We start from the raw sequence: 15495 nt of genomic DNA on the forward strand, positions 1-15495 counted from the left end.
TGCGTCTTGGTATTTGATTGTTCGATCGTCCGTTTCTACGATTGCCTCACGTTCAATTGGCCGCGAGGCACGGAAAGAGACATATGAGAAATGAAGTCGTCGCAACGGACCTCACGGTCATCGGGGGTGGGCTCGCGGGGGTGTGCGCCGCGATCGCCGCAGCGCGCATGGGTCGCCGCGTGGCCCTTGTTCAGAACCGGCCGGTACTGGGTGGAACGTCCAGCAGCGAGATCCGGGTGTGGGTCGGCGGCGCAAACGGCCTGAGCCATAACCGTTACGCGCGTGAGTCGGGGATCATGGGCGAGCTGCACCTGGAGAACCAGTACCGCAATCAGGAAGGCAATCCCTACATCTGGGACCTGGTCATCCATGAAGCCGTCAAGGCCGAGCCGAACATCGAGTTGTTCCTCAACACGGACGTGCGTGAACTCGACGCGGTCGGCGAGGACAGCAGCCGTCGCATCCGTTCGGTGACCGGCTGGATGATGGGCTCCGAGCGACTGATCCGCTTCGAGAGCCCGCTGTTCATGGATTGCACCGGAGATGGCCTGGTCGGCTTCCTGGCCGGCGCGAAGTACCGAAGCGGCCGCGAGCCCCGGGCCGAGTTCAATGAGCCGTGGGCGCCCGCGAAGGCTGACGAGATCACGCTGGGCAGCACCATCTTCTTTCACACCAAGCGCTCGAACGTCCCGGTTCCGTTCGTGCGGCCATCCTTTGCCAGGGACATCACACAAACCTCGATTCCGGTCAGCCGCATCCTGTCAACCGGAGATTCCGGTGCCAAGTATTGGTGGATCGAGTTCGGCGGCGAGCTGGACACAATCCATGACGACGCGCGCATCCGCGACGAACTGTGGTCGGCCGTCTATGGAATCTGGGACTACATCAAGAACTCAGGAAAATTCGACGCGGATCACCTGACGCTCGAATGGGTCGGTGCGGTTCCGGGAAAGCGCGAATCGCGTCGCTTCGTCGGCGACTACATCTTCACGCAGAACGATGTGATCCAACAGAAGACCTTCGAGGACGCGGTCGCGTACGGCGGTTGGATGGTGGACCTGCACCCGCCGAAGGGCATGTATACCGAACAGGGCGCGGCGCAGAACATGTACGCCAATGGCGTGTTCCAGATCCCGTATCGCTCCCTCTACTCCGTCAACGTCGACAACCTGCTGTTTGCCGGCCGCAATATCAGCGCAAGCCATGCGGGCTTTGGTGCCACGCGGGTGATGGCCACCTGTGCGGTGATGGGTGAAGCGGCGGGGACCGCGGCGGCCATGTGCCTGGATCTCAAAGCATCGCCACGCACCTTGGCACAACAGCACATCCAGGCCTTGCAGCAGCAACTCCTGGCACAAGACGCAAGCATGATCGGCGTGCGCAACAGCGACGCCAGGGACCATGCGCGGAATGCCACGGTCAGGGCATCGTCCTCGTTGCAGCGCTTTGAAGTCGATCAATCCGATGCCGTGCGCAGCCTCGAGCGCGATCTCGCATTCCTCGTGCCGGTGGATCCGCGCCTGGACGGCATCGAACTCTTGATCGACGCCGAGATGGACACGGAACTCGAGATCGAGCTTTGGGCCGCGCAGCGCCCGGAGAACTACCTGCCGCACCAAAAAGTGTCGGAGCACAAGGTCGCCGTGAGCGCTGGCTCCCGTCAGTGGATCACTGCTCAGCTGTCCTGGAACCCCAAGGCTCCCGCCAACGCCTGCGTGATCGTCCGTGCGAAGCCGGGCGTGTCCGTCCACCTTCAGAGTCAAACGCGCACCGGCACGCTGACTTACGTGCACAAGCCAGAGCGCGTCCCCAATCAGTTTCACATCGACAACACGGATGCGTATCCGCCCGCAGCGCTCGAATGGGACATGAAAGAGCTGCCGCGTGCATCCGTGTGCTTCCGCTTGAAGTCCGAGACGGCCGCGTTTGATCCTGGCAAGGCGACGAACGGGTATGCGCGCCCTTACGGCGGTCCGAATTGCTGGAGTTCTGCGCCGATCGAGGGCGAGGAGTGGATCGCCCTCGAATGGCCGCAAGCTCTGGCGCTGTCGAAGGTCACCTTTACCTTCAATGACGACGTCAACGAGCACCTGAACAACCTGCACAAGTGGATCACGCCCTACCGAATCACACCCGAGATGGTGAAGGACTATCGAATCGAAGCCCGCGTGGATGGCGCATGGCTGGTCGTTGCACGCGAAACCGACAACCGGCGTCGCCATCGCGTTCACACCTTCGCCTCCTCGGTCAAGACCGACAGCATTCGCCTGGTGATCGAATCGACCCATGGTGCACCTTTTGCGGAGGTGTTCGAGATTCGCGCGTATTGACCTGACAAGACTCTTTTCGGCTGCAAGAACCCGGCGCGCGGAGCGCGTCAATCGGAGACATCATGAAACCCAACTTCAACATGCGCAAGGCTGCCAATGCCCTCATCCTGGTGACCCTCGCCGCGCTCTCAGTCAGCGCGATGGCACAAGGCTATCCCTCCAAGCCCATTCGGCTGTACGTCGGTTTCGCGCCGGGCGGCCCCGCCGACGGGTCCGCACGGATCATTGGCGACGTGATCGCCAAGACGCTCAAGCAACCCGTCGTGATCGACAACAAGCCGGGTGCGGGTGGCACGATCGCCGCGGCCGCGGTAGCGCAGGCGCCCGCTGACGGGTACACGCTGTTGATGGCATCGAGCGGACACGCGGGCAATGGGGCGTACTACGGCAACCTGAGTTTCGACACGGTCAAGAGTTTCAAGGCGGTAGCAGGCGTTTCAGCGACGCCGGTAGCGATCCTGGTAGCGGCCGACTCGCCCTACAAAACACTGGCCAATTTGCTCGACGATGCGCGTGCGAACCCCGACAAGATCAGTGTTGCGACAGGTGGAGGGGCGACCCTGACCAACCTGGCTGCCGAGGTCTTGAAGAACTCGGCGAAGGTCCGCATGGTCGCAGTCCCCTACAAGGGCACCGGCCCGGTGTTGACAGCTGTTATCGGTGGCGAAGTACCGGTCGGCATAGACACCGTCTCAGGTGCGATCGGGCTCATTCGATCAGGCAAACTTCGCGCGCTCGCCGTCACATCGGCAAAACGCTCCTCCGTGCTGCCGGATGTACCGACCGTGGCAGAGACGAAGGCGCTTTCAGACTTCGATGTCACCGGCTGGTACGGAGTCCTGGCGCCTTCGGGCACGCCGGCGGAAGTCGTGACGACGCTCAACCGGGAAATCAACAAGGCGCTTGCCACGTCCGCCGTCATAGAGAAGCTGGCCCTGCTCGGAGCGGATCCCCTGCCGGGCAGTCCAGAGCAGTTCAATAGCCTGTTGGTTTCGGAAACCTCGCGTTGGACGGCCGTTATCAAGAAGCTGGGGCTGAAGAGCGAGTGAGAGGGTAGCCCACCGCCCCACTTTTCGTCGCTCACGCCGATCACGGCGCACTCCTGCACGCCAGGAACTGCAGCGATCAGGCCCTCCACCTCGATCGGGGACACCCACTCGCCACCGGTCTTGATCACGTCCTTGATGCGATCGACGATCTGGACGAACCCGTCTGGCGTCATGACCGCGATGTCCTGCGTGTGCAGATAGCAGATAGCCTCCGGCCCACAGTTCCTCGGAGGCTTCGGGCCTCTTGAAGTAGCTTTGCGTGAGGAATGGCGCACGCAGGACGATCTCCTCTTGGCCCTTGCCGTCGCGCGGCATGTCGCGCATCTCTTCTTCGACCACACGAAAGTCCACCAGCGGCACGGGACGACCGGGCGAGCACCGCATGCGTACTTCTTCGAGCGGATCCGTGGCAGTGAATCCAGGCGGAAGCTGTGCCAGCGAGACGATGGGTCCGGTCTCCGACATGCCGTAGCCGGCGAAGACATCGATACCCCGTGCCAGCGCCGCCTCGCAAAGGACTGGCGAGAGCGCGGAGCCGCCGATGATCATTTTCCAGCCCCACGAGTCCTTTTGGCTATCCTGCGAGGCTTGCAACAGCATCTGCAGGATGGTCGGCACGCAGTGCGAGAAAGCGACCTTCTCGGACTCGCGCAACTTCAGGAGCAGGTCAGGGACATAGCGGCCCGGCAGCACGGTCTTTAGACCCAGCATCACCGCGACATAGGGCAGCAAGCCCCATGCGAGCATGTGGAACATCGGCGTGATGGGCATGTACACGTCTTCGCGGTGCAGGCGCTGGCACTCCTTTTGTGCACCGAGGCTTGTGGCCGCGACCAGCGTATGCAGCACGATGTCGCGATGACTGTAGCTCACGCCTTTCGGATCGCCGGTCGTCCCGGTCGTGTAGAAGGTCGCCGCCTTGGTCTGTTCGTCGAACGCGGAACTCGAAGTCGGGCGAGGCCTGGCCGAGCAGCGCCTCGTATTCGCCTGCCACTTGCAACTCCGTTGGCGGCATGGCTTGCCCACCTGCCACCACCACAATCTGGCGCACGCCCTTGAGGCCATCCTTGATCTGCTCGAGCACGGGGAGGAAGTCCGCATGCACCAGCACGATCTGCGCGTCCGAATCGTTGAGCGTGTAGAAGATCTGCTGCGGCGACAGGCGCACGTTCACCGTGAACAGCGTGGCGCCCATCATCGGAATACCGAAGTAGCTTTCAAGATAGCGATGGCTTTCCCAGTCCATGACGGCCACCGTCGTGACGTGGCGCGCGCCCAAGGTGTCGAGGGTTGATGCGAGTCGCCGCGATAGCTGATCTCCTGGTCGCCATGCAGGCTCAGCGAATTGATTAGCAGTTGCTTGATGAGCAGCGGGTAAGCGTAGGCGGAAGGGGTGGTGGTGATGAGGTTGGGTCCAACCTGACATCGATCGACCGCGTCCACCTCAAATTCGCCGCCTGATCAGACCTTCCCTAGCGCTCAGGTCCTCGCGCGATGATTCGCGATCCCGTATGAAGCGGGCGTGCCTTGGTGCGTTCAAGCCTTCAAGTCGGCCGCTTGAGGTGGTCGACGATTGGACCCTCTGTGCAGGGACGCAGTTGGTCGACCGTCAATCGGAAATGCATGCGTCGGACGGAATTCCTCGGAATCAATGCGATAGGGCCAGGCGTGCGACGCGCAGTGGGCACGCTGGATGCCCCGCATTGCGTCAGTCCTCTGCCTTCGTTCGTTCCGTTCTTCGAGTGGCCTCAAGGTCGGCGCTGTAGGTGCCTTGGAAATAGCCGTTGGTTCCCGTGGCAGTACCGGAGAAAACATCGTGCTCGACCTTGTATTTGGTCTTCGAAGTGTCGGTGGTAATGGTTCCCCTGCCGGTACTTGAATCTCTGTAAGTGCCGTTCGGCCCACCGGACAAGTTAATCACGATTGCGCTGTCCGATGTGCTGACGCAGCTTGGATCCTTTAACGGATCCACTGTCACGTTGAGCGTGAATTTGAGGGTCTTTTCGTCATACTTGAGCATGTCCGCGTACAGCACTCCAGAGCAACTTATCTGTTGGCCAAAATGACTTCCGTTGCTTAAGCTGGCCCGGATTCTCCCTTGGCGCTCGCCGCTGAGGAGGTCGTCAAAAATTTCGGCGGAGTAGGAGGCGCAATACACGCCGTCGCAGCCGGAGATCCCTTCCACCTTTACCGACTCCGTTTTGAATTTGACGGGTTTCATCCTGCGCACGTCTGGAGGTTCGGCGAAGACAGTCGCAGAAAACAGGGTCGCGGCGCATATGGACCAAGGCGCAAAAGTGCAAAGTCTCATGATGGGCTCCTGCAGAAATGCCGCTGGCTTTGGTTCATTGATGCACCAACCGAGTGCCAGAACGCCAAGGTAGCCAGCGCTTGGATCCTTGGGTGCTACCTTCTACGCGCCGGGCTTCAACGAGTCAATGATCTGGGCGCATCCAGCGAGGCCGAGCTTGATCGGTTCCAAAGCGCTGCAATTTTGAGTCCTTGCGGAAGTCCCCAATCGTCTTGAAATCAGGGGTTTTTTTGGCAGGGGCCAGCCACGTGGCCGCTATCGAGTCCGCACGCGCCCCGGAAACACAAACCAGCTAGAGGCATAAACAGTGCATTGCGATAACTCTTCCTATCCCGATAGCGACGTGTTCCTCCCAATCTGGAGGGCATGGAAGCAGCACTCGGAGGCACACGAAGTGACGGGGCAGGGGTTCAATGAATCCCGTCTATAGGGCGGACGTCGATGCCAGAGTGATGCGATGTCAATCCGGTTGCTGGCAGCGATGACGCCAAGTCCGAGCCATCGCGTGATGCAGGCCCCTTGTTTCGACATCGATTCACGCCGTGGCACTGAATGAGCGAGCTGATGTGCCCCTCGAACCGTCACGGCGCGCCCTGTCGAGGGCCTGATTGCCAACGCGGGCCATGGACACCCTGTACCTGCTGCACAAGATCGGCGCCAGCATGCGCGCCGACGGCCGGGGCAATGTCTTGGTGACAGATTCAATCGCGGCTTTCATGCGCGGCGTTTCCAAGTGGTCTACAACGGCACCAAGGCCTTCATCGACGTTTTCGTCGGATCGTGGGCTTCTGTTGGATGAAGTCGGTTTCCCTTGGAGGGCGTTCGGCTTAGAAAGCGACGTATGGCCCGGGGCCAGCCGATGTTCGGCCGCCTTCCACTGCGATGAAGACCTTGCGTCCGAAGAAGAATGGCAGCCCCCAGTTGAAAATGTCCGCGTCCGCTGTGCTCGCGCCAATGTTGTTGAACGCACTCGCACCGGGGTTGCTTGCGCGCTGGGCGGACACGTTCGCGATGCTGAAATCGACGATGCCTGTAGCGCCGTTGGCGCCCTGCACCAACGCGCCCAGCGCGCTCGGCGATGCAGGGCAATAAGAGCGGCCACCGCTCGCGTTGGGGCAGGTGGTCAACGCGGAGGACTGGAAGAACAGGTAGTTGGAACCGCTGTCGACAAAACTGTCCGTGTAGCGCCGACCATCGACCACGGTGGTGAAGCTCCCCCGTGAATCGAGCGCGTAGACCTTTGCACTTCCCAAGCCATTGTTGCCACGCGTCCCCACACCCAACACCAGCTGGCCGGCGACGTCGCGGGCTCCGCCGGCGTCGATCGCCGGAAGATCAATCAGCAACCCGTTGTTGTCATTGGCAAGAAGCGCCACGGGTTGGGTCACTTGCTGTGCAATCGGAATGGTCGACGATATGCATGTACCCTCCCGCGGGCATACGTAGTAGGTGCCAGCCATGGCGTTCTCGACGCAGGCGCTTCCACAGTCCTCGCGAAATGAATCGACACCCAGTAGGCCGTTGCCGCCAAAATTCTCGACCGTGTCCCACGCCATGGCGCCGTTCGGACAGGAATCAGGCACTTGCGAAAAGCGCGGATCGCCGATCACCTGGATCGGCACCGAAGAAGCACGTTCGCCCGCCAAGTAAACGTCGGCGACCTTGACGGGACCCCACGCGTAACCCCTGTTGAACTGCGCACATTCCACGTAGGGGTCGCCTGAAGCATCGGATTGCTGCTTCAGCGCCGGCATGTCCTGCAGCGCAGAGGCGACGAGGCGCAAGCCCGTGGAGCCGGTATCCAGGATGACGTGATCGATGACCCGACATGACGACGAGGCGTCGCCCGGCGCGCAAATCTTTACGCTGACGAAAGGTACGTTCGTCTTGGTGTTGGCGCCTGCCGGACCGTCACCAACTCGAATGACCATCGCGTTCGCTTCAAGTGTCGTCTCGACTCCGGCGGGGGCGATCCCGGCGGCGCGCGCCTGCACAGGCTCGTCCGAGGCGAGGTCCGCGCTCCCACCGCCGCAAGCGGCCATGGCCAAGGCGCTGAGGAACGCAGCAAGCCAACGCACACTGCAACGCACGCCTGCCGACTCAACGCGCATACAAATCCACCTTCTTCAACGAATCAAGCTCGGCATCGCACTTCTGGAGCGCAAACCGCCGCGCGCCATCCTCAAGCCCACCCTGCTGCTGACGATCGCCAGAGGCCCGATGACGCGAAGCGAAGGCGGAACGAATCCCGTCTTGCACGCCCGAACTGGAAAACACTCTGAGCCCGATAGATCGATCTGAACGGCCAATGCGGACACGCGAACCAGTTTGCTTCTTCATGCTTGAAGCCTAAAGAGGGCATCGCGATCGTCTTGTGAGCGGAATGCCCGTCGGGCAGTGGGAGAGGCTGCGCACATTGCCGCCCTGCGAACGAGGCGGTGCTCGGAATGCGCGTAGGCGCACAGGGCAAGTCGAGGGCAGCCAGCACCTGCAGAGGGGCGATCCGTCCGTACGAGAAATTCGTGCTGCCGCGGGCGCTGGACGGAAGTGCAACGGTTTCGCTTCCGCAGCAACCGACGAGACGGCCCGGCGGGTTTTTCAGAACTTTGAGCGCATGGCCGACGGCGCCGGCGAATCCGTGATGCGCCAGGGTCTTCCTGGCATTGCAGCTGGGTCTGACCGATCTGGCGTCTCGGGCGTGCCAGCGCGCATCCGACGCACAACCCGGGGTTCTGCCGCCAGACGATTGGCTGCGCGTGCGCTCATCGCGGCTTGATAATCATGGGGTACAACCAGAACATCACCGGTGCCATGACGGAGCACGCCCTGCGCCACGCTTTCAAACAGGAAGTCCACGGCTGCCGACGAAGGGTGCTTGCCGACAACGATGAGCTCAGCCCCGCTTCGTTGCTGCTGCACAACCACCTGCCTCGCCGGGTTTCCGTGCCCGATGGTGGACTGCACACGATTGCGGCGCGCATCGCAGGAGTCTGTCAGCCAGAACATGCGGTCCTGTGCGTACCGTCGGCACTCCTCGCGGTACGCCTTGATGGCCTGTTCCGCAACCTCTGCATAGCGAAGCTTGCCCTCATTGGCGGTGCTGACCGCATGGAACAGCTCGACCTGTGCATCCTTGCCGAGCGCGAACCCGAGCTCGACCAGGCAGCGCGACGCTTGCGAGAAGTCGACAGCGACGACCAGGCTGCGATACGGCCCGTTGGCTGCCTCCCGCACGACGAGAACCGGGCGCTGGCATTTCCGAAGCACGCCTGCCACCGGCTGACCCCGGAAGAATGGCCGAATCCCCCTGACCGGCGCAGTGCCCCAGACCAAGAGGTCGGCGCATCGAGCTGCCGGGAGGATGTCCTCGGGCGCGAACGCTGCTCGGCTCACTGAGTGCACGCGGATGGCATGACGCTGACCGAGCTGCAGCGCATGGTGCGCGAGCCGGCATTCCGCATCGGGGGGCGGAGGTTCACCGGGGTATGAGAAGTAGATGAGCTTGAGTGTCGCACCGTGCTCTGCGCATAGCTGAGCTGCGCGAGAGAGGGCGTTGTGGCCGCGTGCGGAGAAATCGGTGACAGCAAGGATGGAACGTGGGGTCATGGCAGAACGACTTTCGAACTGGTTTGCGCCACGCTTCGGCGCCGGGGGACGAAGCCTGGGAGCAGCGCGGTGAAGGGGAGCCTCGAATGCGAAGCGGGGGCATGGCCCAACTGCGTTGAGCAGTTGCCCGACTACTTTTGGTAGTCGCCCGTGGCCTCAGGCTGAAAGAGGATGGCCGTGACTTCAGCAGCGCAGTCGTTGCCATTCGGCGATTGCCACCTCGCGATGTCCCCGACCTTCAGGCCCAGCAGGCTGCTGCCAACCGGAGAGAGCACCGAAATGAAGCCGGCCGTGGGCTCGGCATCCCCTGGATAGCAGACAGTGAGCGTTTGACGCCGGAGGGTATGCACGTCGACGAGCTCGACTCGCGAGTACATGGTCACGACGTCGGAAGGCACCGCGCGGGAGCTCGTCACCTCTGCGCTTGCCAGCAGTTCGGCCAAGTGTGGTGGAAGCTCGCGCCCGAGCAGTTTTCCAAGACGGGCGAAGTCAAGGTCGGTGAGCGTGCGCTCGCCGTAAATCGTTGCATGCATTGACGCACTCCATCGAATGCGAGCGAAGTCCGGGCAGGACGGCGCTCGCTACCGCGCGAGGCTTTGTGCCCGGCGGTTGATGGTTGCGCTGAAAGGGGAGAAAGCGAACCGCCGGGCTCAGGAATGTGCTGGCGTCAGCTGGCGACGCACCTTCTTTGCGACCGCACGTGCGCAGGTCGCTGCAAGAAGCAGTGCGGCCAGGGCAACGTGGGTGCAAACAAGGGTGGTGGTCATGCAGCGAGTGTAGGCCGTAGCGTGTCGTCATGGCGATTGCACCGGCAATAGCCTCACGCCGTTTGCCAGATTGAAGCCGCCACCGAGCGGTAAGCGCAGATGCGGGCGCCGCGGGTTCGACGCAGGCGGACCTGCCCGGCTGCTTTTTGGAGGCATCTGTACAGCTGGCGTGGACCCCGAACGCCGGTTCGCGAAACGTCAAAGAGGCCGTTCGACGCCGTTGCGTTGGCCGCTGCATGCGACCTGCTGTCGGAGTCAGGTTCCGAGGGACACTGGTCATACGGCAACGGTGTCGAAGTCAGCTTGCAGCCTCCGCCGCCGTTCGGCTTCCAACCTTGAAGTGGGGTCAGTCTGGACTCGAAGCACGATTGGCGAATGCAGGGACGGTTCATCAACCGATTCGGGGTTCAGGGCCGCTCGCATTGAACAGCAACTGCAACTGGGTTGCAATTTGTTGCCAGCTACGCCCATGATCTTGCGCCAGGCATGCACCCTTGGGCGCGGTGGCGTGCGGCCTGCCCGTACGCTGCTGTTGGCACGCAAGCAAGCGCGCACAACGCACCCTGCACTTTGGACGCATCCACCATCGCCGTGTGCTGCCTCAACGTGGGCGCGGCGAACGGAAGCGGCCCGGGCGTGCGGCCGAGCTTGATCGCCGCGTGGTAAAGGTCGACTACGGCCCGTCTTTGCAGTTCGCGCGTGCGCGTGAAGACAACAACCAAGCCTGAACATGCGGTTCATTCAACACACATCCAAAGTCCAAGTGGGCTCAGGCGTTGCCAGGCCAGCCACGGCGTGGACACTCAGTACAACGACGCAAGACCCTTGCGAACGGCTTCGGGCACGTTGGGCTCGGCCGCAATGTGCTCCAGGAAGTTCGGGTCATCGGCCACCGTGAGGGGATCCAGTTCAAGGGGCACCAGGATGCTGGACAGCTTCGGCGCCGCGAGACCCACCGTTTGCATGGCCGGGCCGGTGAAGTCCTGCGGACCGTTGAACGGAAGGCGAGGGCGCTGGTCCATGCCCGTGTTGCTGATCTCGTCCAGAGCCAGTGTCCACACGAGTGGCCGCGGTGCATCCAGGGCACCCAGCGCGGCTCGTGCTGGCATGGCCTGAGGGTTCTCGATTTCGCGTGCGAGTTCCGGCAATCTGGCGAAGGCTTCTTTCAGCGCAGCTTTGGCGGAGCCGAGCGAAACCTTGGCGACGTCCGGATCGCCGCTCGCCTGTTCCAGAAAAATGGTGCGGTCGCGTCCACCCACCGTGAGTGACTCGCCACTGGCGCCCAGTGCCTTCATGGTCGCCGGCAGACCATAGCGCGCGATGCCGTTGATCATCACGAGGTTGATGGACGTCTCTTTGGCTTTGATGAGCGCCTCGTAGGGCTCGCCGCTGGTGCCGTTGACGACCACCAGGTCTGCGCGTTTGCCGGCTTCCAGCGAACCCAGCGCACCCTGCCATTTGAGGATGGCCGCAGCATCGCGCGTGGCCATGGCCACCAGGTCCCTGGCGCTGAAGGCGCCACTGAGCATGTGCTGTGAATACAGCCATGCAACCTTGAGTTCGCCGAGCAGGTTCTTGCTGCCCGAAGGCGACCAGTCGCTGCCGATGCCGATGCGCACGTTTGCAGCGCGCGCGGCATCCACCTGCGCCGTCCCGCCATACAGCAGCAGGTTGCTCAGGGGTGACCAGATCATCGAGCCGCCGAACTTGCCGAGCACCTTGAAGTCGTCAGCCGTCAGTCCCGCGGAATGAATGGCGGCCAGGCGATCGTTGATGGCCCACTCGTCCGGCGCGACCTCCAGTGCCAGAAAGTGCTTTCGTGCCTCGGAAGTCGTGGCGCCCGCTGGCGTGACGCCTTCGCTCATGTGCAGCAGAAAGCAACTGTCTTCCTTGCCCAGGCGTGCCATGAACGCGCGTGCATCCTTGGCGTCCACGTCGGCGATGCGCGCCTGTGCCTCGGACAACGCGGGGTCATCGGTCTTCTCCACGTTGCGCAGGATGCCCCGGTAGTAGCGCTGCACACCCGCGTTGCTGTTGAGCATGATCCCCTGGCTGGTCGTGACACCACCGAGAAGGCACTTGCATTCGACATAGCGCACCAGAGGTGCGAGCAGGGCGGCTTGGCCCTGTGGATCGCGGTACTGCCCGACGACGGTCATCGGTCCGCTGATGAGTTTGCGGTAGTCCGGATGCTGGGGCCACTGCCCGCGGTTGTTGAAGAGCTTCGGTACCGGACTCCACAAAGCCAATGCGTTGTAGCTCAGGTGGTTGTGCAGTTCGATCAGGCCCGGATAGATGGTTCCCCGCGTCGCGACGACGGGAACATTTTCAAAACCCGCCGGAGGCGCGTCGCCCTTGCTTTGGATGGCCACGATGGATCCATTGCCGATGTAGACGACGCCAGCCTTCTTGACGCTGAAGCTGTCGTCCATGGTCACCACCCGACCGCTGATGGCGATCCGGGGGCTCGTGAGCGGGTCGATGGGTACAGCAGCCTGGGCTGCGGCGGCACGCAAGGCAGACGAGGGCGCTACCGCCTTGCCGCCCTTGACCCTGCTTCCGGCGAGCGGAAACCAGCTTCGCTTTCTCTCGCTCATGCAAGCACCCCCCTGGTCACCGTGATCGTGATGTTGCGGCGCTTGGCCAACTCGTCCGCGCCTTTGCGCGTGGCCCAGCCATCGTTGTCGCGCATCCAGGCGGGAAGGCCGGCGGGATAGTCGATCTCCGGAATCGGCAGGCGATCGCCTTCTGCCCATGCGGCGCCGTAGGGCACAAGGGGCGTCGGCGCGTCCGGATGCGCCAGGCTCGAATGCACCGCCTGCAGCGCTGCGTTCCAGTTGCCCAGCATTTTGGTGGTGGCGAGCGCAAGCTTGGCCCGGTCGCCACCGGACGAACTCTCCGGCTGCGTGGGGTGCGTCACCGCGGCGTAGGCCACGTCAAGCGCCTGTCCCTGGGGTGTTGACTTCCAAGCGGTCCACGCAGCATCGGCCGCCTGCCCCAGCGCAACGACGACTTCGATTTCTTGCCCAACCAGCAGGGCCTGCAGCCAGCGGTTGCGGTAGTCGATCAGCGCGGGGTTCTTGCGCGTCGCGGCCTTGACGCTGCCGTACACGCTGTAGAGGTAGGTGTTGATGAACACGTAGCTCGCGGTGATGCCGAGCTTGGCCAGCAGGCCCTGCACCCTGCGCCCGGCCTCGCCGACGAGGATGCGCCGAATGATGGTCTCGTGCTGGGCAGGGTCCTGACCGATCACGAGCACGCGCGCCGAGCCATCGAGCCGGCCACGGTGGAAGATCGGACCCCACTCGACCCGGAACTGGTCGACCGGATAGACGGTGGCGTCGGGATAGTCCGAGCAGAGCGTGAGGAACGGCTCGGCAACGTATCCTGGATCAAACGGGTGTGACATGCGCTTCCCTCCTGACGACCGCGGCGGAACGCGCGCACCGCAAGGGTCGCGGGCGGGCGTCTGGCAAGCGTAGTCCGCAGGTCGGAACGCGGCAATACAACTTTCTGGGAGGGAAAGCATATGTCGTCCGGATCGCCGCCTGGGCGTCCGGTTTGTGGGTGCCGCTGGCGTCCCTCGCTGCGACAAGCAGTTTTGGCCGCCATGGTGAACCTTCTTGACAGGGCCGGGAAGTGACCATTCAGCGACCAATCCTCTCGCGCAATCCCGGCGGCGTCCTCGCTCGTTGGAAGGCTGCACCAGCCAGGCGCACGCCCGGGATGATCCCGGCTCGACGGCCGAGCACCTTGCGGCCAAACGCGCCTCAGCCAGTCACCAGTGAAGAACACCGGAAGATCGCGTGCTTCACGGCCACCCGGGACGACGAGAGCCGGCCCGATTCACGCCAATGTGAACCTGGAGCAACGCCTTCCCGATGCCTGTGTCATGACTCGCACGGAAGTTGTGGCGTGTCTCCTCCAGAGTGTTTGATCCCCACTGCTTTTCAAACGGTGAAAGCCAAGTATGGACATCCTCGTCGATTCGTTCCCCGTTCACATCATGGCGGTGACCGGCTTGACCGACGTGGCGCGCGGGTTCGAAGCCGGCGCGCGCGAGGTCCGTGCTGATCCATTGGCGCGGGCTGCGTGTGCACCTCCGATCGGGGCGCTTGCTGGCGTTCAAAGTTGCCCTGAAGAAGAGGTGGTCCGCCGACACTCCCGGCCGCTGGGATCGACGCGACCCGATGGCGCCCGCGCGATGCGCAGCCATCCCGCATTTGCCACGCGTGTCGGGCTGCCATACTCCGCGCTGGATTTTTCACGCGCCCAAGAAAGAGAGTATTCATGTCAGGTCACGGTTTTCATGTGCACGGTCCGCACGATCACGAGTTGGAGCACGCAGCGTCGGGTGCACATCACGCTTCGGCGCCAGAAGGCCAACCCGCCCATGCCGGCATGACGAGCCAGATTGCGGTGTGCACCGCGATCATCGCCACCGTCGGGGCGATCTTTTCGTACATGGGTGGGGCCACCCAGGCCAATGCGGGCCTGTACAAGAACAACGCCGCGATCAAGAAGACCGAGGCGTCCAACCAATGGAACTACTACCAATCCAAGAGCACGAAGCAATCGCTCGCCGAGTTCGCGCGCGATACCTCGAGCGACGACCGCAAGCAGGCCTGGCAGGAGAGGGCCGCGCGCTACGAACGGGAGAAGGCAGAAATCCAGAGCTCTGCCCAGAAGCTGGAAGGCGAGGCCGAAGACTGGGACCGCAAGTCCGAAGCCCAGATGCACGAACACCATCGCTGGGCCCAGGCCACCACAGTACTGCAAGTGTCGATTGCGCTCGCAGCGATCGCCTTGCTGACGCGCAAGAAATGGCTTGAGCGCAGCATGTTCGGTGTTGCCGCCGCCGGGCTGGTGGTTGGCCTGCTGGCCGCGCTGCACATCTGAGTTTCGGCCGTTCATTCGGCGCTGAACGCTACATTCATCGACGCCGCCGGACGTCCCCGGATTGGCCGTGCGACCGCTGGTGCCCAAGGGATGGCTGGTGGTTCAGGACATCGACCGCATCCTATCGGCTCTTCGGGCCCCCATTGGCAATACCGACATGCCGGATGGCAATCTGTCGTTCGGACCGGTCCATCAAAGCCAGGTCCATGTGCTGCAGCTGGCGCCCCTCTACGACATGCTGCCGATGGCATGCGCACCTGTGCGCGGCGGCGAATTGCCGCCTCGCCGCCATGCGCCACGACTGCCGCTGCCAGCCGAAGCATCCGCCTGGGCCGCGGCTTCGCGCGCAGCGCTCGCCTTCTGGAGGTTGGCGGGGCCTGACCGGCGCCTCGGTTCAGGGTTCCGTCAGGCCTGCAGGGACAACGCAGCGCTGCTCAGCGAGTTCGCCAAACGCTGAGTCGCTGCGCCTGCGGGGCAAAAGACAGCAGCTCGCGCCAGCGCCGGCCGCAGAAAAGGTTCATCCGTTCCAAACG

General features: G+C 62.9%; 12 protein-coding genes and 1 pseudogene. 5 read left to right on the forward strand and 8 right to left on the reverse strand.

Annotation, left to right across the window (positions count from 1 at the left end; genetic code table 11):
* Nucleotides 1-83: 83 nt before the first annotated feature.
* Together QTI66_RS29590 and QTI66_RS29595 are read left to right on the forward strand one after the other, a co-directional pair.
* On the forward strand, nt 84-2330 hold the full coding sequence (locus tag QTI66_RS29590; RefSeq protein ID WP_286563854.1) for an FAD-dependent oxidoreductase: 2247 nt from the start codon (nt 84-86) through the stop codon (nt 2328-2330).
* Between the two features lie 62 nt (nt 2331-2392).
* Nucleotides 2393-3379, forward strand: a complete 987-nt coding sequence (locus QTI66_RS29595) for a Bug family tripartite tricarboxylate transporter substrate binding protein (protein WP_286563855.1) — start codon at nt 2393-2395, stop codon at nt 3377-3379.
* Between the two features lie 14 nt (nt 3380-3393).
* Here the strand turns inward: QTI66_RS29595 and QTI66_RS29600 are convergent.
* From QTI66_RS29600 to QTI66_RS29635, 8 genes and pseudogenes are all read right to left on the reverse strand, one after another.
* Nucleotides 3394-4822, reverse strand: a pseudogene (locus QTI66_RS29600) (AMP-binding protein); the annotation flags it as partial.
* 265 nt (nt 4823-5087) lie between these two features.
* Nucleotides 5088-5690 (reverse strand): hypothetical protein, encoded by a 603-nt coding sequence (locus tag QTI66_RS29605; protein WP_286563856.1) that lies wholly within the window; start codon nt 5688-5690, stop codon nt 5088-5090.
* 827 nt (nt 5691-6517) lie between these two features.
* Nucleotides 6518-7732, reverse strand: coding sequence for a DUF3443 domain-containing protein (locus QTI66_RS29610; RefSeq protein WP_286563857.1), 1215 nt, complete (start codon nt 7730-7732; stop codon nt 6518-6520).
* A gap of 58 nt (nt 7733-7790) precedes the next feature.
* Nucleotides 7791-8030, reverse strand: coding sequence for a hypothetical protein (locus tag QTI66_RS29615; RefSeq protein WP_286563859.1), 240 nt, complete (start codon nt 8028-8030; stop codon nt 7791-7793).
* A 258-nt stretch (nt 8031-8288) separates the two neighbouring features.
* On the reverse strand, nt 8289-9296 hold the full coding sequence (locus QTI66_RS29620) for a universal stress protein (protein WP_286563860.1): 1008 nt from the start codon (nt 9294-9296) through the stop codon (nt 8289-8291).
* A gap of 131 nt (nt 9297-9427) precedes the next feature.
* Nucleotides 9428-9829: a GreA/GreB family elongation factor gene (locus QTI66_RS29625; protein WP_286563861.1), complete on the reverse strand. Its 402-nt coding sequence runs from the start codon at nt 9827-9829 to the stop codon at nt 9428-9430.
* A 1037-nt stretch (nt 9830-10866) separates the two neighbouring features.
* Nucleotides 10867-12660 carry an amidohydrolase family protein gene (locus QTI66_RS29630; RefSeq protein WP_286563862.1) on the reverse strand — a complete coding sequence of 598 codons (1794 nt, stop codon included), beginning with the start codon at nt 12658-12660 and terminating at the stop codon, nt 10867-10869.
* Nucleotides 12657-13472 (reverse strand): uracil-DNA glycosylase family protein, encoded by an 816-nt coding sequence (locus tag QTI66_RS29635; protein WP_286563863.1) that lies wholly within the window; start codon nt 13470-13472, stop codon nt 12657-12659. Before QTI66_RS29635 ends, QTI66_RS29630 begins: the two co-directional genes overlap by 4 nt.
* A 561-nt stretch (nt 13473-14033) precedes the next feature.
* Between QTI66_RS29635 and QTI66_RS29640 the strand changes: the two genes are divergently transcribed.
* The 3 genes from QTI66_RS29640 to QTI66_RS29650 all read left to right on the forward strand — a co-directional run bounded on the left by QTI66_RS29640 (nt 14034) and on the right by QTI66_RS29650 (nt 15419).
* Complete coding sequence (locus QTI66_RS29640) at nt 14034-14468, forward strand: hypothetical protein (RefSeq protein ID WP_286564012.1); 435 nt, start codon at nt 14034-14036, stop codon at nt 14466-14468.
* Nucleotides 14354-14962: a DUF4337 domain-containing protein gene (locus tag QTI66_RS29645; RefSeq protein WP_286563864.1), complete on the forward strand. Its 609-nt coding sequence runs from the start codon at nt 14354-14356 to the stop codon at nt 14960-14962. The genes QTI66_RS29640 and QTI66_RS29645 overlap by 115 nt, the downstream gene beginning before the upstream one ends.
* 97 nt (nt 14963-15059) lie before the next feature.
* Nucleotides 15060-15419 (forward strand): hypothetical protein, encoded by a 360-nt coding sequence (locus QTI66_RS29650; RefSeq protein WP_286563865.1) that lies wholly within the window; start codon nt 15060-15062, stop codon nt 15417-15419.
* The last annotated feature ends 76 nt before the right edge of the window (nt 15420-15495 follow it).

It is taken from the genome of Variovorax brevis (genome assembly GCF_030317105.1).
Classification (GTDB): Bacteria; Pseudomonadota; Gammaproteobacteria; order Burkholderiales; family Burkholderiaceae_C; genus Variovorax; species Variovorax brevis.